This window comes from Microbacterium sp. T3-8, assembly GCF_055398145.1.
Window position 1 is genome coordinate 2,902,325 of record NZ_AP027918.1, and the last position, 21,354, is coordinate 2,923,678.

Annotated in this window: 24 protein-coding genes; 6 read left to right on the top strand and 18 right to left on the bottom strand. The window is 68.5% G+C overall.

The features are described from left to right. Positions 1 to 65: 65 nt before the first annotated feature. The 4 genes from ACZ5Y9_RS13915 to ACZ5Y9_RS13930 all read right to left on the bottom strand — a co-directional run bounded on the left by ACZ5Y9_RS13915 (position 66) and on the right by ACZ5Y9_RS13930 (position 5,257). Entirely contained in the window at positions 66 to 1,442 is a 1,377-nt protein-coding gene (locus ACZ5Y9_RS13915) for a cystathionine beta-synthase (protein WP_247625106.1), read from the bottom strand. A gap of 68 nt (positions 1,443 to 1,510) precedes the next feature. Beyond that, complete coding sequence (locus ACZ5Y9_RS13920; RefSeq protein WP_247625107.1) at positions 1,511 to 2,482, bottom strand: carbohydrate ABC transporter permease; 972 nt, start codon at positions 2,480 to 2,482, stop codon at positions 1,511 to 1,513. Further along, a complete protein-coding gene (locus tag ACZ5Y9_RS13925; RefSeq protein WP_247625108.1) occupies positions 2,482 to 3,822 on the bottom strand; it encodes a carbohydrate ABC transporter permease in 1,341 nt (446 codons plus the stop codon). The genes ACZ5Y9_RS13920 and ACZ5Y9_RS13925 overlap by 1 nt, the downstream gene beginning before the upstream one ends. A gap of 109 nt (positions 3,823 to 3,931) precedes the next feature. After that, a complete protein-coding gene (locus ACZ5Y9_RS13930) occupies positions 3,932 to 5,257 on the bottom strand; it encodes an ABC transporter substrate-binding protein (protein WP_247625109.1) in 1,326 nt (441 codons plus the stop codon). 304 nt (positions 5,258 to 5,561) lie between these two features. Between ACZ5Y9_RS13930 and ACZ5Y9_RS13935 the strand changes: the two genes are divergently transcribed. Continuing rightward, positions 5,562 to 6,566 carry a LacI family DNA-binding transcriptional regulator gene (locus ACZ5Y9_RS13935; RefSeq protein WP_247634138.1) on the top strand — a complete coding sequence of 335 codons (1,005 nt, stop codon included), beginning with the start codon at positions 5,562 to 5,564 and terminating at the stop codon, positions 6,564 to 6,566. 65 nt (positions 6,567 to 6,631) lie between these two features. On the opposite strand, the gene rplL is transcribed toward ACZ5Y9_RS13935, so the two are convergent. Together rplL and rplJ are read right to left on the bottom strand one after the other, a co-directional pair. Then, positions 6,632 to 7,015, bottom strand: a complete 384-nt coding sequence (rplL, locus tag ACZ5Y9_RS13940; protein WP_247625111.1) for a 50S ribosomal protein L7/L12 — start codon at positions 7,013 to 7,015, stop codon at positions 6,632 to 6,634. Between the two features lie 48 nt (positions 7,016 to 7,063). Continuing rightward, positions 7,064 to 7,552: a 50S ribosomal protein L10 gene (gene rplJ, locus ACZ5Y9_RS13945; RefSeq protein WP_247625112.1), complete on the bottom strand. Its 489-nt coding sequence runs from the start codon at positions 7,550 to 7,552 to the stop codon at positions 7,064 to 7,066. A gap of 333 nt (positions 7,553 to 7,885) precedes the next feature. Here rplJ and ACZ5Y9_RS13950 point away from each other — a divergent pair, with 333 nt between their 5' ends. Further along, positions 7,886 to 8,566 carry a YqaJ viral recombinase family protein gene (locus ACZ5Y9_RS13950; RefSeq protein WP_464471591.1) on the top strand — a complete coding sequence of 227 codons (681 nt, stop codon included), beginning with the start codon at positions 7,886 to 7,888 and terminating at the stop codon, positions 8,564 to 8,566. A 25-nt stretch (positions 8,567 to 8,591) separates the two neighbouring features. Here ACZ5Y9_RS13950 and ACZ5Y9_RS13955 read toward each other — a convergent pair whose 3' ends face one another. The 5 genes from ACZ5Y9_RS13955 to ACZ5Y9_RS13975 are packed head-to-tail and all read right to left on the bottom strand — an operon-like array spanning position 8,592 to position 11,705. Then, positions 8,592 to 9,071, bottom strand: coding sequence for a hypothetical protein (locus ACZ5Y9_RS13955; protein WP_464471592.1), 480 nt, complete (start codon positions 9,069 to 9,071; stop codon positions 8,592 to 8,594). A gap of 44 nt (positions 9,072 to 9,115) precedes the next feature. Beyond that, on the bottom strand, positions 9,116 to 9,760 hold the full coding sequence (locus tag ACZ5Y9_RS13960) for an LPXTG cell wall anchor domain-containing protein (RefSeq protein WP_464471593.1): 645 nt from the start codon (positions 9,758 to 9,760) through the stop codon (positions 9,116 to 9,118). Next, positions 9,757 to 10,371 (bottom strand): signal peptidase I, encoded by a 615-nt coding sequence (locus ACZ5Y9_RS13965; RefSeq protein ID WP_247625116.1) that lies wholly within the window; start codon positions 10,369 to 10,371, stop codon positions 9,757 to 9,759. Before ACZ5Y9_RS13965 ends, ACZ5Y9_RS13960 begins: the two co-directional genes overlap by 4 nt. Positions 10,372 to 10,405: 34 nt before the next feature. Further along, a complete protein-coding gene (locus ACZ5Y9_RS13970; protein WP_464471594.1) occupies positions 10,406 to 11,062 on the bottom strand; it encodes a SipW-dependent-type signal peptide-containing protein in 657 nt (218 codons plus the stop codon). A 7-nt stretch (positions 11,063 to 11,069) separates the two neighbouring features. Beyond that, entirely contained in the window at positions 11,070 to 11,705 is a 636-nt protein-coding gene (locus ACZ5Y9_RS13975) for a SipW-dependent-type signal peptide-containing protein (RefSeq protein WP_247625118.1), read from the bottom strand. Positions 11,706 to 11,983: 278 nt separating this feature from the next. Here ACZ5Y9_RS13975 and ACZ5Y9_RS13980 point away from each other — a divergent pair, with 278 nt between their 5' ends. Both ACZ5Y9_RS13980 and ACZ5Y9_RS13985 read left to right on the top strand, forming a co-directional pair. Continuing rightward, positions 11,984 to 13,681 carry an MDR family MFS transporter gene (locus tag ACZ5Y9_RS13980; protein ID WP_464471595.1) on the top strand — a complete coding sequence of 566 codons (1,698 nt, stop codon included), beginning with the start codon at positions 11,984 to 11,986 and terminating at the stop codon, positions 13,679 to 13,681. Continuing rightward, entirely contained in the window at positions 13,668 to 14,162 is a 495-nt protein-coding gene (locus ACZ5Y9_RS13985) for a MarR family winged helix-turn-helix transcriptional regulator (RefSeq protein ID WP_247625120.1), read from the top strand. Before ACZ5Y9_RS13980 ends, ACZ5Y9_RS13985 begins: the two co-directional genes overlap by 14 nt. On the opposite strand, the gene ACZ5Y9_RS13990 is transcribed toward ACZ5Y9_RS13985, so the two are convergent. Next, positions 14,153 to 15,031 (bottom strand): LysR family transcriptional regulator ArgP, encoded by an 879-nt coding sequence (locus ACZ5Y9_RS13990; protein ID WP_464471596.1) that lies wholly within the window; start codon positions 15,029 to 15,031, stop codon positions 14,153 to 14,155. The genes ACZ5Y9_RS13985 and ACZ5Y9_RS13990 overlap by 10 nt on opposite strands. Before the next feature lie 70 nt (positions 15,032 to 15,101). Between ACZ5Y9_RS13990 and ACZ5Y9_RS13995 the strand changes: the two genes are divergently transcribed. Next, positions 15,102 to 15,755: a LysE/ArgO family amino acid transporter gene (locus ACZ5Y9_RS13995; RefSeq protein WP_247634131.1), complete on the top strand. Its 654-nt coding sequence runs from the start codon at positions 15,102 to 15,104 to the stop codon at positions 15,753 to 15,755. Positions 15,756 to 15,770: 15 nt separating this feature from the next. Here the strand turns inward: ACZ5Y9_RS13995 and ACZ5Y9_RS14000 are convergent, their stop codons facing one another. The 5 genes from ACZ5Y9_RS14000 to rplK all read right to left on the bottom strand — a co-directional run bounded on the left by ACZ5Y9_RS14000 (position 15,771) and on the right by rplK (position 19,392). Next, positions 15,771 to 16,598, bottom strand: a complete 828-nt coding sequence (locus tag ACZ5Y9_RS14000) for an amino acid ABC transporter ATP-binding protein (RefSeq protein WP_308194267.1) — start codon at positions 16,596 to 16,598, stop codon at positions 15,771 to 15,773. After that, positions 16,585 to 17,250 (bottom strand): amino acid ABC transporter permease, encoded by a 666-nt coding sequence (locus ACZ5Y9_RS14005; protein ID WP_247625123.1) that lies wholly within the window; start codon positions 17,248 to 17,250, stop codon positions 16,585 to 16,587. Before ACZ5Y9_RS14005 ends, ACZ5Y9_RS14000 begins: the two co-directional genes overlap by 14 nt. Positions 17,251 to 17,253: 3 nt before the next feature. Beyond that, on the bottom strand, positions 17,254 to 18,072 hold the full coding sequence (locus ACZ5Y9_RS14010) for an amino acid ABC transporter substrate-binding protein (protein WP_247634130.1): 819 nt from the start codon (positions 18,070 to 18,072) through the stop codon (positions 17,254 to 17,256). Positions 18,073 to 18,262: 190 nt separating this feature from the next. Beyond that, entirely contained in the window at positions 18,263 to 18,949 is a 687-nt protein-coding gene (gene rplA, locus ACZ5Y9_RS14015; RefSeq protein ID WP_247625125.1) for a 50S ribosomal protein L1, read from the bottom strand. Positions 18,950 to 18,960: 11 nt separating this feature from the next. Further along, positions 18,961 to 19,392, bottom strand: a complete 432-nt coding sequence (rplK, locus tag ACZ5Y9_RS14020; protein WP_247625126.1) for a 50S ribosomal protein L11 — start codon at positions 19,390 to 19,392, stop codon at positions 18,961 to 18,963. A 252-nt stretch (positions 19,393 to 19,644) separates the two neighbouring features. On the opposite strand from rplK, the gene ACZ5Y9_RS14025 reads away from it, so the two are divergent. Then, a complete protein-coding gene (locus tag ACZ5Y9_RS14025; protein WP_464471597.1) occupies positions 19,645 to 20,229 on the top strand; it encodes a hypothetical protein in 585 nt (194 codons plus the stop codon). Between the two features lie 63 nt (positions 20,230 to 20,292). Here ACZ5Y9_RS14025 and nusG read toward each other — a convergent pair whose 3' ends face one another. After that, positions 20,293 to 21,327 carry a transcription termination/antitermination protein NusG gene (gene nusG, locus ACZ5Y9_RS14030; protein ID WP_247634128.1) on the bottom strand — a complete coding sequence of 345 codons (1,035 nt, stop codon included), beginning with the start codon at positions 21,325 to 21,327 and terminating at the stop codon, positions 20,293 to 20,295. Between the last annotated feature and the right edge of the window lie 27 nt (positions 21,328 to 21,354).

Sequence of the window (21,354 nt, forward strand, 5' to 3'; positions counted from 1 at the left end):
CTCAGCCTACGTGCGGGCTCCGGAGCGGCGGCGATCCTGTTACGTCGCGCGTCACTCGTCGCGCGTCACTTCGAGAGGTACGCGAGCAGATCCTGCCGGGTCAGGACGGTGTGCGGCTTGCCGCCCTCGGTGACCAGCAGCGCATCGGCGTCGGCGAGCGCGGCACGCGCCTGCGCGACGGACGCGTGGATGCCGATGAGCGGCAGCCGCTCCCCCACGTGATCACCCACGGCGTCGGCCGGGTTGGCGTCGCCGCGGAACAGCAGGTCGAGCAGACCCTTCTCGTCGACCGTGCCCACGACCTCGCCCATCATGACGGGCGGCTCGGCGCTGAGCACGACGAGCTGCGAGACGTCGTACTCGGTCATCATGCCGATCGCCTCAAGCACCGTGTCGGTCGGGTGCGCGTGCACGAGATCCGGAATCGCCTCGCCCTGGCGCGCGGCGCGGGCGGCGATCACGTCGGCGACGGTCTCGCCCTCCTCCACCTCGCTGAACCCGTAGGAGCGCATCCAGCCGTCGTTGAAGATCTTGCCGAGGTAGCCGCGACCACCGTCGGGCAGGAGCACGACCATCACGGCATCCGCGGGCAGGTCCTTGGCGATGCGCAACGCGCCGACGACGGCCATGCCGCTCGACCCGCCGACGAGGATGCCCTCCTCTCGGGCGAGACGGCGCGTCATCGCGAACGACTCCGCATCGCCCACCGCGACGATCTCGTGCGGCACCGCCGGATCGTACGATCCGGGCCAGATGTCCTCGCCGACGCCCTCGACGAGGTACGGACGCCCGGTTCCACCGCTGTAGACGCTGCCCTCGGGGTCGATGCCGATGATGCGCACGCGGTCGTCCGACACCTCGCGCAGGTAGCGCCCCGTGCCGCTGATGGTTCCGCCCGTGCCGACACCGGCGACGAAGTGCGTGACCGTGCCGTCGGTGTCGCGCCAGATCTCGGGACCCGTGGTCTCGTAGTGACTGCGGGGACCGTTGGGGTTCTCGTACTGGTTGGGCTTGAACGCGCCGGGGATCTCACGCGCCAGCCGATCGCTCACGCTGTAGTACGACTCCGGGCTGTCGGCCGGCACCGACGTCGGCGTCACGACGACCTCGGCTCCGTAGGCCCGCAGCACGTCGATCTTGTCATCGCCGACCTTGTCGGGCACCACGAAGACGCACGCGTATCCGCGCTGCTGGGCGACCAGGGCGAGTCCGACACCGGTGTTGCCGCTCGTGGGTTCGACGATCGTCCCACCGGGCTTCAGCTGCCCAGCCGCCTCCGCCGCATCGATGATGCGCGAGGCGATGCGGTCCTTCGACGAGCCGCCGGGATTGAAGTACTCGAGCTTGACGAGCACCGTGCACGCGACGCCCTCGGTGACGTGACGGAGCTTCACGAGGGGCGTGTCGCCGACGAGGTCGACGATCGAATCTGCGTACTTCATAGGTTCAGCGTAGAACGACGGATGCCGTGGCGCAGAAGTGTTGCGCCACGGCATCCGTCGTTCAGGCGTCAGCCCTTGGTCGCGCCGGCCAGCAGGCCGCGCACGAAGAAGCGCTGGAGGGCGAAGAACACGATCAACGGGATGATGATCGAGATGAACGTTCCCGCCGACTGCAGGAACCACTTGTTGCCCCACGTGCCCGACAGCGAGTTGAGGGCCTGGGTGATCGGCAGCGCGCCCGGCGAGGCGAAGATCGTCGCGACGAGCAGGTCGTTCCACACCCACAGGAACTGGAAGATGCCGAACGACGCGATCGCGGGAGCGGCCAGCGGCAGGATGATCCGGAAGAACACCTGGCCGTGACCGGCGCCGTCGACACGGGCCGCCTCGATGATCTCGCCGGGGATCTCCGAGATGAAGTTGTGCAGCATGAACGTCGCGAGCGGCAGCGCGAAGATCGCGTGCGCGATCCAGACGCGGGCGAAGCTGTACTGCACCTCGTTCAGACCGAAGCCCGGGAAGATCGGCACGTCGTTGATCGACAGGCCGTCCGAGAACAGGCTCAGCAGCGGCACGAGGGCCATCTGCAGCGGCACGATCTGCAGCGCGAAGACGAACACGAACAGCATGTTGCGACCCTTGAAGTCGATCCATGCGAACGCGTACGCGGCGAGTGCCGCCATCACGATCGGGAACACCGTCGCGGGGATGGTGATCGCGAGCGAGTTCACGAACGCCGAGGCGAGCGTGGTCGAGGTGCCGCCCGAGTTCCAGGCCTGCACGTAGTTGTCGAGCGTGAACTCGGGGTTCGTGAAGACCGTCCACCAGCCCGAGTTCTGCGTGTCGGCACCGGGACGGAACGAGGTGACGAAGAGGCCGAAGGTCGGGATCGTCCAGAAGATGGCGATGATCGCGGCAGCGATCGTCGCGCCCTTCGACGTCAGCTTCTTGTGGGCGATCGCCTCGTTCTTGCGCGTGTCACGGGCGACCTGCCGCTTGGTGCGGTTGTCGGGCGTGACGACGAGTTGTGTGGCGCTCATCAGCGGATCTCCCTCTGCTTGGCCATCGATCGGGCGTTGTAGACGATCAGGGGCAGCACGAACAGGAACAGCACGACGGCCAGCGCCGAGGAGTGCCCGTAACTCTGGAACCTCTGCTGCTGGTTGACCATCTCGAATCCGAGCACGCTCGTCTCGTCACGACCACCGGTCATGACGGCGACGATGTCGTACACCTTCAGCGAGGCGATCGTGATCGTGGTGAGCACCACGATCAACGAGGAGCGGATGCCGGGCACGGTGACGTTGCGGAACCGCTGCCAGGCGTTGGTGCCGTCGAGTTCGGCGGCCTCCATCTGCTCGATCGGCACGGCCTTGATCGCGGCGGAGAGGATCACCATCGCGAAGCCCGTCTGCGTCCAGATGAACACGATGAGGAGCATCAGGGTGTTGAGCACCGGCTTGATGGCGAGCCACTGCACGGGGTCGCCGCCGAACGCGGTGACGATCGCGTTGAGGAGACCGATCTGGTCACCCTGACGCGCGTCGTACATGAACTTCCAGATGATGCCGGCGCCGACGAACGAGATCGCGACGGGCATGAACACGAGCACCTTGAGGATCTTCTCGCCACGCGCCCGGTCGATGAACACGGCGTAGGCGAGACCGATGACCACCGAGACGGTCGGGGCCAGGAGCGCCCAGAGGATCGTGTTGATCACCGAGGAGGTGCCGACGGGGTTCGTGAAGACCCAGACGTAGTTCTCGAAGCCGACGAAGTTCGCGCCGGTCTTGTCGAAGAACGACTTGAAGATGGTCGAGATCGCCGGGTAGATCAGGCCCAGGACGAGCATGATCGAGGCGGGTGCCATGAAGAGCACGAGCTGGAAGAGGTAGCCGGCTCCCTGGCGGGCGCGGAAGTCCGCGAAGAAGAGCAGAGCGCCGACCAGCAGGGCGATCGCCACGACGTAGAGCACGGCGTTCTGGTACGGACGCAGCAGCAGGAAGGCGAGCACCGGGATCACCAGGCAGGCGACCAGCCGCATGATGAAGTAGCCGCGGCCGGGGCGCGGGGCGAACTCGATGAGCACCAGGATGATGGCCACCACCACGCCGAAGACGGCGAGGATCACGGGGATCTGCACGAGCGGGTGCATGCCGCCGAGGGCGACGAAGAAGCTGTTGAGCGAGAACCCGATGGTCGTGCGGGCGGATTCTTCGGTGGAGGTGGTGAAGACGAGCAGGAGAGCGAGGGCGACGAGCACGACGAAGCCGATCGCGAGGACGGCGCGCGTGATCGCGCGCCCCTTCGGATCGGCGCCGTGCCTCGTCACCGGAAGTTCGTCGGCTTCGACGGACTTCTCGATGGTCGCTTGCGACATGGGAGTCCCCTTCTGAGTACTGCCGCGTACTCGAGCGAATGGATGGGAGGAGCGGGGCCGGGCTCTGGAGCCCGACCCCGCTCAGCTCACGCTGATCGTAGCGAGACGATCAGTTCTCGTAGCCGGCCTGGATGTCGGAGAGCACCGTGTCGGTGTCCTTGCCGTCGATCCAGTCGACCATTCCCTTCCAGAACGAACCCGAACCGACGGTCGACGGCATCAGGTCGGAGGCGTCGAAGCGGAACGTGGTGGTGTCGCTCTGCATCGTCTCCATGGCCTCCTGGAGGAACTCGCTCGAGGCGAGGCTCGGGTCGGCGTTCTTGTTGGCGGAGATGACGCCACCGAGCTTCACGCGTGCGTCGGCGAACTCCGGCGAGGCCATGAACTCGAGAACCTGCTGGGTCGCGTCGTCGTCGGAGAATCCGGCGACGAACTCGCCGCCACCCTCGACCTGGACCTCGCCGGCCGTCTCGCCCGGCATGATGAACGCGTAGACGTCACCGTCGGGTGCGACCTCGGGCGTGTTGCCGTCGGCGGTCTGCGCCTCGAGGAAGTTCGCCGAGAGGAACGACGCCTGGTGGGTCAGGGCGCAGTCGCCCTTCGCCAGGGTCGCCGCCACGTCGCCGAAGGCGGTGGAGTTGATGCTCTTCACGTCGCCGTAGCCCGCGTTGACGTAGTCCGGGTTGAGCAGGATCTCACCGACGGCGTCGAAGGCATCCTTGATCTCGGGGTCGGTGAACTTGACCTCACCGGCCACCCACTGGTCGTAGACCTCGGGGCCGGACTGACGGAGCACGAGGTCCTCGATCCAGTCGGTTCCCGGCCAGCCGGATGCCGCCTCGGACGAGAAGCCGGCGCACCAGGCGGGGCCATCGGTCGTGTCGACGATCGTCTGGGTGAGAGTCAGCATCTCGTCCCACGTCTGCGGGACCTCGACACCCCACTCGGCGAACTGCTTGGGCGAGTACCAGACGTAGCCCTTGAGGTTCGCGAGCATCGGAGCCGCGTAGAACGTGTCGTCGAACGTGCCGTACTTCTTCCAGTCCTCGGACCAGTTCTCGTCGACCGCCGCCTCGACGGCCTCGGGAGCCGCCTTCACCTTGCCGGTGTCGACGAGGGTCTTGAGCAGACCCGGCTGGGGGACGATCGCGATGTCGGGGGCGTCGCCACCGGTGACCTTGGTCACGATGTTGCCCTCGAAGCCCTTGTCGCCGGTGTACTCGACGGTGATGCCGGTGTCTTCCGTGAACTGCTCGAAGGACTTGTTCAGGTCGTCAGCCTCGACGCCCGTGATACCTCCGGAGATGCGGACCGTGGTCTTCGCATCTCCACCGCCGTCGCCGCTGCCGCCCTCGGCGCAGCCGGCCAGAACCAGGGTCGCTGCTCCGACGAGCGCGATCGGTGCAAGAAGGCGGTATCGCTGTGACAAAGCCATTTACTTCTCCTCTTCAGGTGGATCATCGTCCGCCCAAGGGAGCAATCGCCGCAACCATTGGGGAACCGATTCCAGGTAAACCTACTGGCCTTTCCTCCCGCGGCACAACTGGGGAAGGTCACAAGATCGCATCCTTTCGCGGCATATCGGGATGCGGAATGGGAGCGCTCTCATCGTTTTCATGTGGAACCGGTTCCTTTTCGGCCCCGTCACGCACTACGCTGACATCGGCGCGTCCCCCCGCGCGCCGGCGTCGATGCCACGAGCGAGAACCCTCGATGCCGAGATTGGTCGAGGAGGACCGATGAGCAAGATCGCCGACGTCGCAGCCCGCGCCGGCGTCTCGAAGGCCACCGCGAGCAGAGCTCTCAGCGGACGCGGCTACGTCTCGGACGAGACGCGTCAGCGCGTGGAACAGGCCGCCGCAGAGCTGTCGTACGTCGCCCACTCCTCCGCCACCAGCCTCGCCACCGGCCGCACGCAGACGGTCGGGGTGGTCATGCCCCCGGTCGACCGCTGGTTCTTCGCCGAGCTCCTCGCCGGCATCCAGGAGGCACTGTTCGCGCTCGACTACGACCTGGCCCTCTACGGGGTCCCCGAGGGGTCCGAGACCCGCGAGCGTCTCTTCTCGAACGTGCTCCCCCGTCGCCGCTTCGACGGCATCATCGCCGTCGGCATCCAACCGAGTGCTCACGAACTCGAGCGGTTGCAGCAGACCGGGCGACCGCTCGTCAGCGTCGGGCCCTACAGCGAGGGATCGAGCGCCGTCTCGATCGATGACGCCGCCGCCGCGCGCATCGCCACCGAGCATCTGATCGAGCTGGGCCACACCGCGATCGCGTTCGTCGGCGGGACGACGGATGCCGCGGCGCTCAGCTACGGCGACGAGAAGCGCATCGACGGCTATCTCGCCGCGCTCGGCACCGCCGGGATCGCCGACGAGGCGCGCGTGGCGGGATCGGGCCCCACCCTCTCCGAGGGGTACGCCGCGGCCGTCGGCATCCTCGGAGATCGGCGGCACCGGCCGACCGCGATCGTCGCGGTGTGCGACGAGGCCGCGATCGGTACGATCATCGCCGCCCGGCGCCTCGGCATCGCCGTGCCGACCGAGCTCAGCGTCGTCGGCATCGACGACCACGAGCACGCCGAGCTCTTCGCCCTGACGACGATCCGGCAGTCGCCGCGCGACCAGGGTCACGACGCCGTCCGCCTCCTCACGCAGCGGATGGACGACCCGGATTCAGCCGTCGAGCAGGTCGCCGCGGCATCCGCCCTCGTGGTGCGCGGGTCGACCGCCGCGCCGCGCTGACGCCCCCCGTTAACGCACGAATGCCCCGGCCGGAGCCGGGGCATTCGTGAAGCGTTCAGACGCGATTACTTGAGGGTAACCGTGGCGCCTGCCTCTTCGAGAGCAGCCTTCGCCTTCTCGGCGGTCTCCTTGTTCGCGCCCTCGAGCACGGCCTTGGGAGCACCGTCGACGACGGCCTTGGCCTCGCCGAGGCCCAGCGAGGTGAGCTCGCGGACCGTCTTGATGACCTGGATCTTCTTGTCGCCAGCCGACTCGAGGATGACGTCGAAGGAGTCCTTCTCTTCCTCAGCCTCAGCAGCGCCTGCGCCACCCGCAGCGCCGGCAACGGCGACGGGTGCAGCAGCGGTGACCTCGAACTTCTCCTCGAACGCCTTCACGAACTCGTTGAGCTCGATGAGGGTGAGGCCGGCGAACTGCTCGAGCAGCTCCTCGGTGGAAAGCTTCGCCATGATGTATCTCCTAGATAGATGGGGTTTGTAGACGAGATCGCCGGACGCTTACGCGGCCTCTGCGGTCTCCAGCTTTTCGCGAAGCGCGTCGATGGTGGCGGCAGCCTTGCCCATCGTCGCCTTCATCATGCCCGCAGCCTTCGCCAGCAGAACCTCACGGCTCTCGAGCGAGGCGTACTTGTTGACCTCGTCGGCGGTGAGGGCTTCGCCCTCGAAGATGCCGGCCTTGATCACGAGAAGCGGGTTGGCCTTGGCGAAGTCACGCAGAGCCTTGGCGGTGGCGACGAAGTCACCGTGCACGAACGCGACGGCCGACGGACCCTTGAGGTCGTCGTCCAGCGCGGTGATGCCGGCCTTGTTGGCCGCAAGCTTGGTCAGCGTGTTCTTCACCACGGCGTACTCAGCGTCCTGACGGATGCTGTTGCGCAGCTCCTTGAGCTGGGCAACCGTCAGACCGCGGTACTCGGTCAGCAGGACGGCGGACGAGTTCTCGAATGACTTCGTGAGCTCGGCGACCGATGCATCCTTCTGCGCCATGGTCACTCCTTGGTGTGTACGAGGCGCCGCACGGTGGTGGGGCGCCGACCTGGACCGCCCGCAACAACAAGAAGAGCTCCGGCGCAAGCGCACGGAGCTCTGAGAAGATCGTGACACCTGCGCGGGCCCCTGCGATGCAGAGCTTCGATCGACATGTACTCGCGCACACGACGATGACCAGCGGTCTTCGGTTGGTTCAACTGTACCCCACGGCACCCGCTCCCCCAAATCGCGGGGTCTCTTTGCGCCGCCATGATCGCCGGGACAACGGCGCGGCGCGGAGGAGCGGCGTGTGGGGTCGGCGAGGTCGGAGGGCGGGGTTACGCTCGATGGGTGACCCCCGAACTCGCCGCACGCATCGTCGCGGACTCCCGCGACCGCGTCGCCTGGCTGCGGGCCCGGTCACGAGGCATCACCGCCACCGATGTCGCCGGACTCACCTCCGAGAGGTCGATCGCGCGCGCGGCGGAGTCCAAGCTCGGCGGCGGACCCCGCTTCGGCGGCAACGCCTACACCGATCACGGCCGGCGCCGCGAGCCCGAGATCGCCGCCTGGGTGGCGGCGACCCACGGCATCCTGCCCTCGTCCGCCCTGTTCCGCGCCGAGGTCGAGCACCGGCACCTCGCGACCCCCGACGGCATCGCGGTCGACGCCGACGGCCGCATCAAGCTCGCCGAGATCAAGACGACGAACAAGGCGTTCCGCGGCATCCCGCGCACCTACCTCCGCCAGGTGTGGTGGCAACAGCACGTGCTGGGTGCCGAGCGCACGCTCTTCGTCTGGGAGGAGCACGTCGACTTCGCCCCCATCCACGACGAGCCGCGCTGCGTGTGGATCGACCGCGACGACCGCGAGATCGCGAAGCTCGTGGGCCTCGCGACCGACCTCATCGACGAGCTCTACCGGCGTACGACCGGCCAGCAGGTTCCGAGCCGCACGACGGATGCCGCGGCCAGCCGCCGCGAGCAACTGCGCGAGCGCGACGCGTTCCGCGCGCTCGCCCTCGCGGACTGACGTCTCAACGGCTGCGCTCCGCAGCTCAGGTGCACGTGTTGTTGCCGCCGAGCCCGAGCAGTCCGCCCACCGACAGCGTGCGGGTCGCCGCCACCGATGCCCAGGTCGTGCCGGACAGCAGCGCTTGGACGCGGATGGTGTTGCTCGCCCCCAGCAGTCCCCCGGTCAGGAGCGTTCCCAGCAGTCCCGACGAGATCGTCGAGGTGTACGTGTACGGGCCGGTGCCGCTCTGCGTCACGTTGGTGTTCGGCACCACCACATCGTTGATGGTGAACCGCTGCTGCGCGAGAAGGTAGGGCGACGTCCAGGTGATGGTGAAGCCGGTGAACGTCCCCAGCAGGCTCGTGACCGTGCAGCTCGTGATCGCGGGCATGGGCACGGTGAACGCGGTGAACGTGCCCGAGGCGACGAACTCGGTGTCGGTGAACCGCGCATCGGTGGACTGCACCGTCGCGATCGTCCCCCCGGCGACGAGCATCGACAGGCCCAGCACACCGGCGAGCATCCGCCGTCTCCTCCCACCCCGCGCCCGGATCCGCTCCCGCCCGCTCATGCGTCGCCCCCCGAGAGCTGCGCGCCGCGGCGGTCCCGCCGGCGCAGCACCACGAGTCCGATGCCGGCCACGGCCAACCCCACGCCCGCCCCGGTCACCCACGGCGCGATCGTCCCGCCCGTGGCCGGGAGAGGATCGCCTCCGGGTCCGGTGACCACCGCCTCCCCTACGCCCTGCGCGTGCACGCGCACGTCGGTGATGCCGTCGTCGTCGTCGGCGTCGAGGGTGATCCACAGCCGCAGGTGCGCGACGTCGGTGGAGGGGAACGCGGCGAGCGCGACCTCGGAACCATCGCGCGGGATGCTCCACCCCGACTCGAGCTCCTCGGCCCCGCCCGGGCATCCGCTCTCCTGCCACTCCTGCATGCAGAGGGCCGCGTCGACCAGCAGCGGCGCGTCCCCGGCGGCGCTCACGGCGATCGTGACGGTGCCGGGATCGGGCGGGCTCGCACTCACCGCGACGTCCCACTGGACCGGCTCGCCGGGCAGCAGCCGCGAGGCCTGCGCCCAATCGGCGACCGAGACGAGGCGTAGCACGCGCCCCTGGATCACCTCGGTCGTCGGAGCGGCCCACGCGGGGGCAGCCGCGAGGATGCCGGCGGCGACGAGCGCCGGCGGGAGGATCGCGAGTCGGCTCCTCATGTGAGCCCCTGCTCCTTGCGGGTCGCGGCCGATCCCGACCGCGGCCAGAACGCCCAGATCACGAGCACCGTGGCCCCCGCGGTGAGTCCTCCGAGCACCCACGGGTCGCCCATTCCGACGATCACGCTCGCGATGCCGGGGATCGAGAAGAGCACGGTCCGCACCGAGGTCACGGTGTAGGGGAAGGGGTCGTCGGTGGCGTTCGCGTCGCCGCGCATCGTGATGATGCGCTCGGACTCGCTCGCACCGGGTTCGACCGAGGTGACGCGGTGCGTGACGGGCAACTCGTCGTCGCGGTCGACCGTGACGACGTCTCCGACCTCGACCTGAGCGGCATCCACCCGCTGCACGACGGCCACGGATCCTGCGGGGATCGTCGGAGACATCGACCCGGTGCGGAACATGATGAGCGTGATGTTCGCGGTCACGGCGAGGATCACGAGCACGATGCACACGACCCCGGCCGCGGCGGCGATCCACAGGCCGAGGTCGCCGAGCATCCGTCCGATGCCGCCGCGGCGGCGGGGCACCGCGGGCGCCGGCACCATCGCGGGCGCGCCCGACGCGACGGCCCGCTCGCGCAGGCCCCGCCTCGTGGTCGGCGTGCTCATCACCCCTCCTCGCGTGGTCGACCGCTGCGGACGGTCAGGTGGATGTTCCCTGGATCTGCCACGTCTGCGTCATGGTGAGCCCCTGCGCGGCGTTGACCGCGGTCGCCGGAAGCGTCACGGCGACGCAGTAGTTCAGCTGGTTGCCGCCGTTCGCGGTCACCGCCTGGGGTACGGTACCGGTCGCTGCGCCGTTCGTCGTCAGCGCCGACCCGTCGGCGACGACGATGGACGACGAGGCGGATGCCGCGGCGTACGTCGCGGCCGTGCACGACTGGCTGGGGGTCGCCGCGGTCGGCACCAGACGCACCCCGTAGGTGAGGTACGCCGCGAGACCGGTACCCCCGGGGGTTCCGGCGGTCAACTGCAGCGTGCCCGCACCGGACGGGTTGGCCGTCTTGACGCTGAACAGTGCATACGTCGTCGTGCCGGGCACCATGGCCGTGGGCGCGACGGCGAAGCTCAGCGTCGCCGCAGCTCCCGTCGTCGCATGGCTCGAGAACGTGGCCCCGTCGGTCGCGCCGACGATGTCGAATCGTCCGGCGGTGAACGTCGCGGTCGCGTACTCGGAGTCGTTCCAGGCGGCGAGCGTCATGGCCGCGCCCACGCCGAAGACGAGTCCGCCCGCGAGGACGGCCCGTATCCGGCGGGAGCGCAGTCGCTTCGCCTCCCGCATCGCTCTGCGGGTCTGCATGACGGACTCAGCTCGTCGACGTCGCCGTGAACTTCCAGGTCGTCGTGGTCGCGACGCCCTGCTTCAGCGCCGTGCCGGCGGTCACCTTGAAGCACAGCTGAACGGCGGTTCCGGCGGTCGCGGCATCCGCTCCCTGCGTGAGCGTCATCGCGGTCACGCCGGTCTGCGCGTCCATCGTCGCCCCGGTCGCGACGGGGGTGCCGGTGGCGGATGCCGCGTTGCAGGTGGCACCGGGGGCGAGTTGGTACACCTGGTACGACAGGTTGCCGGAGTTCGTCGTCGCGGCGGCACCCGTCGTCGTGCCGGCGGCCGAGAGGCTCGCGCCCGTCGTCGTTCCGGGAGCGAGTCGCACCCAGAAGCCCGCGTAGACCGCGTCTCCCGGTGCCATGTTGCCGACGACACCGGTGGGCAGCGTGAAGGCGAGCGTGGCCGCCGTTCCTCCGGTGTCGACGTTGTGGTCGCTGTAGTTGGCGCTCACGTCACCCGCGGTCGACCCCTGCAGATTGAACGAGCCGGCGGTGAACGTGCCGGTCGCGAACTCGGAGTCGTTCCAGGCTGCGAGCGTCACCGCCACTCCGACGCCGAGCACGAGCCCGCCCGCCAGCACTGCCAGAGTCTTGCGCTTCCGATCCTTCGTAACCATGTGCGATTCCCCCTCAGGAATTCTTATCGGTCGCTCCGGTACGTCGTATGGCCACCCCTCAGAGGCCGCGCACCGTTGCGTTCCGGCCATCCTTCCCGAGACTGCACGGTCATTCAAGGTATCTTTCGCCTGCGATCCCGATCGTTGCGCGTTCGCGACCTGACGCGGATCGATAGTTGACGAACATCAACCACCGCCCTATAGTTGACGAAGTTCAACCATCTTCGTGCGCGCCAGAGCTGTCGCGGCATCCACTCTCCGACTGCGAAAGGTCCTGCATGTCCACGGACTCCGCTCCCGCCAAGATGACGCACCGCCAGGTGCTCGAGGCCCTCACCGGCCTCCTGCTCGGCATGTTCGTCTCGATGATCGCCACCACGGTCGTCTCGACGTCGATGCCCGTCATCGTCCACGACCTCGGTGGCGATCAGGCCGCCTACACCTGGGTCATCACCGCCACCCTGCTGACCACCGCGATCTCGACGCCGATCTGGGGAAAGCTCGCCGACCTGTTCAACCGCAAGCTGCTGATCCAGATCGCGATCATCATCTTCGTCGGCGCGACCGCCGCGGCCGGCTTCGCGCAGGACACGAACACCCTCATCGCCTTCCGCGCGATCCAGGGTCTCGGCGGCGGCGGACTCGCCGCCCTCAGCCAGGTCATCATGGCCGACATCATCAGCCCGCGCGAGCGCGGCCGGTACATGGGCCTCTTCGGCGCCGTCATGGCCGTCGCGACGGTCGGCGGACCGCTGCTGGGCGGATGGATCACGGATGCCGCGAACTGGCGCTGGAACTTCTTCGTCTCCCTGCCGTTCGCCGTCGCCGCGCTGATCATCCTGCAGCGCACGCTGAAGATCTCGACCGAGCGCACCCGCAAGGCGTCGATCGACTACGTCGGCATCGTGCTGCTCTCGGCGGCCGTGTCGCTGATCCTCATCTGGATCACGAACGCCGGGTCGACCTTCGACTGGTGGAGCACCGAGACGGCACTCATGGTGGGCGGAGCCGTCGTCGCCGCGATCGCGTTCGTCATCGTCGAGCTGAAGGTGCGCGAGCCGCTGATCCCGCTCACGCTGTTCCGCGGACGCACGTTCACACTCTCGGTCATCGCGTCGATCTCGATCGGCGTCGCGATGTTCGGCACCTCCGTCTACCTCGCGCAGTACATGCAGCTCTCGCGCGGTGCGACGCCCACCGAGGCGGGTCTCATGACGCTGCCGATGATGGCCGGACTGCTGATCTCGTCGATGGTGATCGGGCAGCTCGTCACGCGCTTCGGCAAGTGGAAGGGCTACCTGGTGCTCGGCGCCGTGCTGCTGATCGCCGGGTCCGTCCTCCTGTCGACGCTGCACTACGACACGGACTTCGTTCTCGTCTCGATCTACATGTTCCTCATGGGTGCCGGCGTCGGCATGACGATGCAGAACCTCGTGCTGATCGTGCAGAACGTCGCGAAGCCGAGCGAGATGGGCGTCGCGAGCTCGGGCGTCACCTTCTTCCGCAGCCTCGGCGGCACCGTCGGCGTCTCGGTGATGGGTGCGGTGCTCGCGAACTCGCTCACCGGACTGTTCGCCGACGGCAAGGAGCGCCTGGGCGCCGCGATCGCGCAGCTCGGGGAGAAGGGCGCCGATGTCGCGGCCCAGCTCACCAGCGGCACGCTGCCCGAGGTGCGCCTGCTCCCCGAGCCCGTGCGCTCGATCATCGAGGACTTCTACGCTCAGGCGATCTCGCACGCCTTCGTCATCGGCATCCCGCTCGCCATCATCAGCCTCGTCGCGATCCTGTTCCTCCCGAACCGGCCGCTGACGACGATGACCACGAGCGAGCGAGCGTCGGCGGATGCCGCGGCCGACGGTGCCGGCGAGACGGCGATCGCCGACTCCGTCGCCCTCTCGGGTGCGGGGACCACCGGCTCCCTGACCGTCGTCGACGGCCGCGGCTCGACGGGAACGGCATCCGATGACCGCCACTGATCACCCGATCGACGCCTCGGAGGCGCGGACCGCTGCGGTCCGCGCCCTCGAGGCGGAGTTCAGCGATCTGATCACGCACTTCCGTCGCCTCATCCTGGAGAACGCGAACCGGGTGAGCCCCGGCATGCTCCCCGGGGCATACAAGGCGTTCACGACGATCGCACGCTGCGAGCAGGCGACCGTGTCGATGCTCGCCGAGCGGATGCTGATGGACAAGGGGCAGGCCAGCCGCACCGTCCGCGAGCTCGAAGACCTCGACCTCGTCGAGCGCACGGCCGATCCGACGGATCGCCGCTCGTCGATCCTGCGCCTCACGCCCCACGGCCAGGAGCGCCTCGCGCTCGCCCGCAAACCCCAGGAGGGCATGCTCATGCAGTCGCTCACCGACTGGGACATCGACGACATCGAGAGCCTCACCCGGCTCCTGCACGCCCTCGCCTCCGGCGGGACGCCCGGCATGCCGACCGCCGCTCAGGGCTGAAGGACCGCCCGCGCCTCGGCGGCGATCTCGGCGGCGATCGTGTCGAGCAGTGCGGAGCGCAGGTTCCACTGCTGCCAGTAGAGCTGCACGCGCAGCGCCGGGGCGCCGAGGTGCACCAGCCCCGCGGCCTCCTGCACGGCCGGGACCATCCCCCATCCGAGCCCCAGTTCGACCGCGCGCGCGTAGTCGTGGGATGCCGGGACGTAGTGCCGCGGGATGCCCTCGGGCGAGACGCCCTGTGTGCGCAACCACTCGTGCTGCAGGGTGTCGCGGCGGTCGAAGTCCACGAAGGGCGCGACGGCGAGAGCATCCGCCGTCACCCCGCCCGGGAACCATCGCCGCGCATACCCGAGGGCCGCGGCCGCCCGGTACTCGAGCACCCCGAGCGGCGAGACCGAGCAGCCCGCCACCGGTGCGCTCTCGCTGGTCACCGCGGCCATCACGTCGCCGGACTCGAGCAGGCGCGCGGTGAAGTTCTGATCGTCGCGATGAAGATCGAAGTCGATGCCGTGCCGCTCCGCGAGGCGAGCGAGCGGAGGCAGGAACCACGTCGCCATCGAGTCGGCGTTGACGGCCAGCGGGATGACGGGCCTGCTCGTCGGGATGCCGTCGTCGACACCGAGTCCGGTCAGGGCGTCCTGCTCGAGCAGAGCGATCTGGCGAGCGAGGCGCACCACCGACTCCCCCGCCTCGGTGAGCCGCACGGGCTTGGTGCGCACGAGCAGGATGCGCCCCAGCTGCTGCTCCAGCGTCTTCACCCGCTGGCTGACCGCGGACGGGGTGATGCGCAGGGCGCGGGATGCCGCGTCGAGCGTGCCTTCGTCGGCGACGGCGGCGAGAGTGGCGGCCAGTTCGGGATCGATCCTCACATTAGCGATGCTAATGGTTCTGAAGGAATCTGCGCTGGCTCTTTATCGACGCGCTTTCTACTCTGAGACCATGCTCTCGGTGCTCTCCGGCCTCGGCCTCGGCCTCTCCCTCATCGTCGCGATCGGCGCGCAGAACGTCTTCGTGCTGCGTCAGGGCATCCGCCGCGAGCACGTTCTCGCGGTCGTCGTGATCTGCGCGCTCTCGGATGCCGCGCTCATCATCGCCGGCGTCGCCGGGCTCGGATTCGTGATCGCCGCCGCCCCCTGGCTCGTCGTCGTCGCCCGCTGGGCCGGGGCGCTCTTCCTGCTGACCTACGGCCTGCTCGCCGCCCGTCGCGCCTGGCGCGGTGAGGGCCAGGCGCTGGATGCCTCGGAGCCCGCGGGCGAGACCGCCCCCTCTGCGGGCGGCACGGCCACCGCGACGCGCACCGCCCTGGCGCCCGTGGTCCTCACCGTCCTCGCCCTCACCTGGCTGAACCCGCACGTGTATCTCGACACCGTGCTGATGCTCGGCTCGATCGCCGCGACGCACGGCGAGGAGCGCTGGCTCTTCGCCGCCGGCGCGGTGACGGCCAGCATCCTGTGGTTCACCGCTCTCGGCTTCGGCGCCCGCTACCTGGGCCGTTGGCTGCGGACGCCGCGCTCGTGGAGGATCCTCGACGCGCTCATCGCCGTCGTGATGATCGCCCTCGCCGTCAGCCTCGTGCTGCCCGTTCTGGGTTGAGGGCGCGCTTCCGGGTCAGATGCCGTCGAGGGGGCGCAGGATGCGCGTGAGGAAGCGCTGCGTGCGCTCGTGCTTCGGGGCGCTGAAGAGCTCGTCCGGCGGCCCCTGCTCGACCACCACGCCGCCGTCCATGAACAGCACGTGATCGGCGGCCTCGCGGGCGAAGCTCAGCTCGTGGGTGACGACGGCCATGGTCCAGCCCTCGTCGGCGAGCTCCTTGATCACCAGCAGCACCTCACCCACCAGCTCGGGGTCGAGCGCACTGGTCGGCTCGTCGAACAGCAGCAGGTCGGGCTTGAGAGCGAGTGCACGCACGATGCCGACGCGCTGCTGCTGACCGCCCGAGAGCTGATGGGGTCGAGCATCCGCCTTGTCGGCGAGACCCACGCGGTCGAGCAGGGCCCGCGCCTCGGCCACGACCTCGGCCTTCGGGCGCCCCTGCACCCGCCAGGGACCCTCGATCACGTTCTCGAGCACGGTGAGGTGCGGGAAGAGGTTGTGGTGCTGGAACACCATCGCCGAGCGGTCGCGCAGGGCGAGACGCTTCTGCTTCTGCACGCGCGGCTTCGGGCGAGCGTCCGGGGCGAAGTCGATGTCGGGTCCACCCGCGACGACGATCGTGCCGGCATCCGGGGTCTCGAGGCCGTTGAGCGCGCGCAGCACGGTCGTCTTGCCGGAGCCGCTGGGGCCGACGAGCACGACGACCTCGCCGCGGTGCAGCGTCAGATCGATGCCGCGGAGCACCTCGTTGTCGCCGAAGCTCTTGCGCAGTCCGCGGGCGGCGAGCAGCTCCTCGCCCTGCGGGGCCTGGGGCGGGAGTGCGATCGGGTCAGTGGGCGACACGGCTGTCGAGCCTCCTCTCGAGGGCGCTCTGGCCGAACGACAGCACGAGGCAGAACACCCAGTAGACCAGCGCCGCGGCGAGGTAGAGCACCATGAACTCGTAGGTGGTCGAGGCGATCTGCTGCGCCACCTTGAACAGCTCGGTCACGAGGATCAGCGACGCGAGCGAGGTGTCCTTCACGAGCGAGATGAACGTGTTCGACAGCGGGGGCACCGACACCCGCGCGGCCTGCGGCAGGACGATGCGGGTCAGCGTGCGGGTGCGGTTCATGCCCACCGTGTACGCGGCCTCCCACTGCCCCTGCGGCACGGAGAGGATCGCGGCACGCACGACCTCGGCCCCGTAGCCGCCGACGTTCAGCGACAGGGCGATGATCGCACTCGGCCAGGGATCGATCGTGATGCCGATCGAGGGCATGCCGTAGAAGATCACGAACAGCTGCACGAGCAGCGGGGTGCCGCGGATCACCGAGATGTAGAACCGGGCGATTCCCGAGACGATCGGGTTCACCGAGATCCGCATCAGGGCGACGCCGACCGCGATGAGGAGCCCCAGGGCGAACGACGCCAGCGCGAGCGGGACCGTCGCCGTCAGACCCGCCAGGGCGATCGGCCCGAGCGAGTCCAGGAACAGCTGCCAGGGGCTCTCCATCGGTTACTGCGAGACGTCTTCGCCGAAGTACTTCTCGCTGATCTCGGCGATCGTGCCGTCTGCGCGCAGCTCTTCGAGCGCGGCGTCGACGGCCTCGACGAGCGACTCCTTGTCCTTCGTGAAGGCGAAGGCCTGCTCGCCCGCCTCGTCGGTCTCGGCGGCGATCTTGAGGCCCGTGGGGCTGTTGGTCGTCTCGTAGTCGAGGAAGGTGAGCTTGTCGTTGATGGTCGCGTCGACGCGGCCCTGACGCAGCAGCTCGACGGCCTGCGCCCACCCCTCGACGCCCTCGACCTTGGCGCCGGACTCCTCGGCGAGGTCCTTCCAGTTGCTCGTGAGCGACTGAGCGGTGGTCTTGCCCTCGAGGTCGGCGAACGACGAGATGGAGTCGTCGTCATCGGCGACCACGATCACGCCGGGCGAGACGGTGTACGGCGTGCTGAAGAGGTACTTCGCCGTGCGGTCGTCGTTGATCGTGACCTGGTTCGCGATCACGTCGAAGCGGCCCGCGTCGAGCCCCGCGAAGATCGCGTCCCACTGGGTCTCCTCGAACTTGATCTCGAGGCCCAGCTTGTCGGCGACGGCCTCGATGATCTCGACGTCGTAGCCGGTGAGCTCGCCCGCGCCGTTGTCGTCGTGGAAGCTGAAGGGGCGGTAGGTGCCCTCGGTGCCGACCGTGAGCGTGCCCTCCGTCGCGAGGCCGAAGTCGGAGGAGGCCGAGCTCTCGTCGCTCGACGTGCTGGCGGGCGTGCTCGAACCGCTGCAGGCGGTGAGCGCCGCGGCGGCGACGACGAGTGCGGTGACGGCGATGAGACGACGGGACATGAACCCTCCTGGGGCATAAGGTGCGCGGTGCGATTTTACGCGACCGCGGCGGGACTCCCCCACAGTACGTGGAGTCGAGGGGGTGGCGGGCCGGCGATGACGTTGCGTTGCGGTTTTGGTATATCGGGTGCGGATGCCGGGACGCAGAAACGCCCCCGGGCGGACCCGGGGGCGTTTCGGTGACTCAGCGTCAGATGGAGTTGACGTCCAGCGGGATGCCGGGGCCGAACGTGGTCGACACCGCACCCTTCTGGATGTAACGGCCCTTCGAGCTGGACGGCTTGAGGCGGACGATCTCCTCGAGCGCTGCGCCGATGTTCTCGTCGAGCTGCTCGGCGGTGAAGGAGGCCTTGCCGACGACGAAGTGCACGTTGGCGTGCTTGTCGACGCGGAACTCGATCTTTCCGCCCTTGATCTCCTCGACGGCCTTGGCCGTGTTCGGGGTCACGGTGCCGGTCTTCGGGTTCGGCATCAGGCCGCGCGGACCCAGGACCTTACCGAGACGACCGACCTGGCCCATGAGCTCCGGGGTGGAGACGGCCGCGTCGAACGCGGTCCAGCCGCCGGCGACCTTCTCGATGAGCTCGGCGCCGCCGACCTCATCGGCACCCGCAGCGATCGCTGCCTCGGCCGCGGGGCCGGTGGCGAAGACGATGACGCGGGCGGTCTTGCCGGTGCCGTGGGGCAGGATGACGGTGCCGCGCACCATCTGGTCCGCCTTGCGGGGGTCGACCGAGAGCTTCAGCGCGACCTCGACGGTCGAGTCGAACTTCGACGAGCCGGTCTCCTTCGCGAGGGCGACTGCCTCGGTCGGGGTGTAGAAACGGTCTGCCTCGATCTTCTCGGCGGCAGCCTTGTAAGCCTTGGACTTAGCCATGATTATTCTCCTCAGCCCTCGACCGTGATGCCCATGGAACGGGCGGTTCCGGCGATGATCTTCGAGGCGGCCTCGATGTCGTTCGCGTTCAGGTCGGCCTGCTTCTGCTCGGCGATCTGACGGACCTGCTCCTTGGTGATCTTCGCGACCTTGACGGTGTGCGGGGTCGACGAGCCCTTGGGCACGCCGGCGGCCTTCTTGATGAGCTCCGCTGCGGGCGGGGTCTTCAGGATGAAGGTGAAGCTGCGGTCCTCGTAGACGGTGATCTCGACGGGGATGACGTTGCCGCGCTGCGACTCGGTCGCGGCGTTGTACGCCTTGCAGAACTCCATGATGTTGACGCCATGCTGACCGAGCGCGGGGCCGATCGGCGGCGCCGGGTTGGCTGCACCGGCGTTGATCTGAAGCTTGATCAGGCCGGTCACCTTCTTCTTCGGTGCCATTTCCTCTTCCTTTCCTCGAACGGATGCCGGATGCATCCGCTCTCCCGCGATCCGGCGATTCCGGACGGCGGTGATGTTCGCGCGCACGCAGAAACGGCGCACAAACCATAGAAGTCTACCGGATGGATGCCGCCGCGCGCACCTCGCGCGACGCGCGGGTGTTCTCAGCCGGAAGTCGGATACGGATGCGAGGGTGAACGGGTCAGCCACCGCCACCTCGGCACGAGAGGTGGCAGGAGAAGGAGAGCACGAATGGGACTGTTCCGCCGCACGCCGAAGACCCCGACTCCCCCACCCGCACCGCGCGTCGAAGCCACGCCGCCGACGACGGCGATGCCGATCATCCGCGGTGACCTCGAGGCGGAACTGGCCGCCGAGCTCGACGGCGGTGCTCCGGTTCGCGGAGCCGCGTTCTCCGGCCGGGGTCTGCGCCTGCAGCATCCGCCCGAGGCGGAGTTCGCCGCGGCGCACGCACAGACGTTCGCCGACGCCGTGCGGAACATCGACGGCATCACTCTCGACTACTCGGTCGAGAGTCTGCGCACGGTCGACGGCGTGCTCGGGAACTTCGAGGAACCCGGCAGCGACGCCGTGGCGGAGACCGTGCTCGCCGCCGGGTTCTACGTGGGCGAGGTGATGGTGCGCCAGCACGGCTACAGCTGGGTGAAGACTCCGGAGGACGTACCGCTCCGGGCTCCGTTCGACCTTCTCGTCGTCGGCCCGAAGGGCGACTATTCCAATCCGCTGAGCAAGGCGTTCAAGCGCGTGGAGAACGGCCCCGAGGACAGCGTCGCGTACTTCGTGGTCGCGATGGTCGCCGCGGCTGATCGCGACTAGCGACCGAACGCAGAACGCCCCGCCGGACGGACCGGCGGGGCGTTCTGCGTGAAGAGTTCTGGGTCAGATCATCTTCGTGACCTGGTCGAACGACAGCTCGACCGGGGTCTCGCGCTCGAAGAGCGAGACGAGGACCGTGAGCTTGCCGCTCTCGGGCTTGATCTCGCTGATCGAACCGGGAAGGCCCGCGAACGAACCCTCCTTGATGGTGATCGTCTCGCCGACCTCGAAGTCGACCTCTGCCGGCAGCGGACGGGCGACGGCGACGCCGCCCTTCGACGCGATGTTCTTGGCGGTCGGCACGTCCTTGACCTCGACGAGCGACTTCAGCATGTTGAAGGCCTCTTCGAAGCGCAGCGGCGTGGGGTTGTGGGCGTTGCCCACGAAGCCCGTGACACCCGGGGTGTGGCGCACGACCGACCAGGTGTCTTCCGTGAGCTCCATGCGCACGAGCACGTAGCCGGGGATGCGCACGCGGGTGACCATCTTGCGCTGGCCGTTCTTGATCTCGACGACGTCCTCCATCGGGACCTCGACCTGGTAGATCTCGTCCTCGACCTCGAGCGTCGACTTACGCTGCTCGATGTTCGCCTTGACCTTGCGCTCGAAGCCCGCGTACGAGTGGATGACGTACCACTTGCCGGGAAGCATCCGCAGGTCGAGGCGGAACGCCTCGTAGGGGTCTTCCTCGGAGTCCTCGTCGTCCTCATCGGCCTCGACGTCGGCGGCGGGACGGTCTTCCTCACCGTTCACGTCGGGCCCGTCGTAGGGGGTGACCTCGTCGGCCTCGGCGGCCTCGAGCTCGGCCGTCTCTTCGGCCACTGCGTCGTTCAGGACCTCGGCGGCGGCTTCGGACTCCGCTGCCTCGTCCAGGTTGAGAGCGTCGTTCACGATCGCGTCCGCCTCCGGGTCTTCGATTTCGATGTCGTCGTCGGTGTCATCGCCGTCTTCGTCCTCGACGTGCACGGCCACGTGCTCCGCCGACTCGGATGCGCGCTCTTCCGCGGCGAGGATGTTGCCCTCCTGGGCCTCGTCCTCTTCGCTGGACTGCTCTGCGGCAGGTGCCCAGTCGGCGTCGTCGGAATATCGTTCAGACACGTTGCTTCTTTCCACTCACCGCGGCGA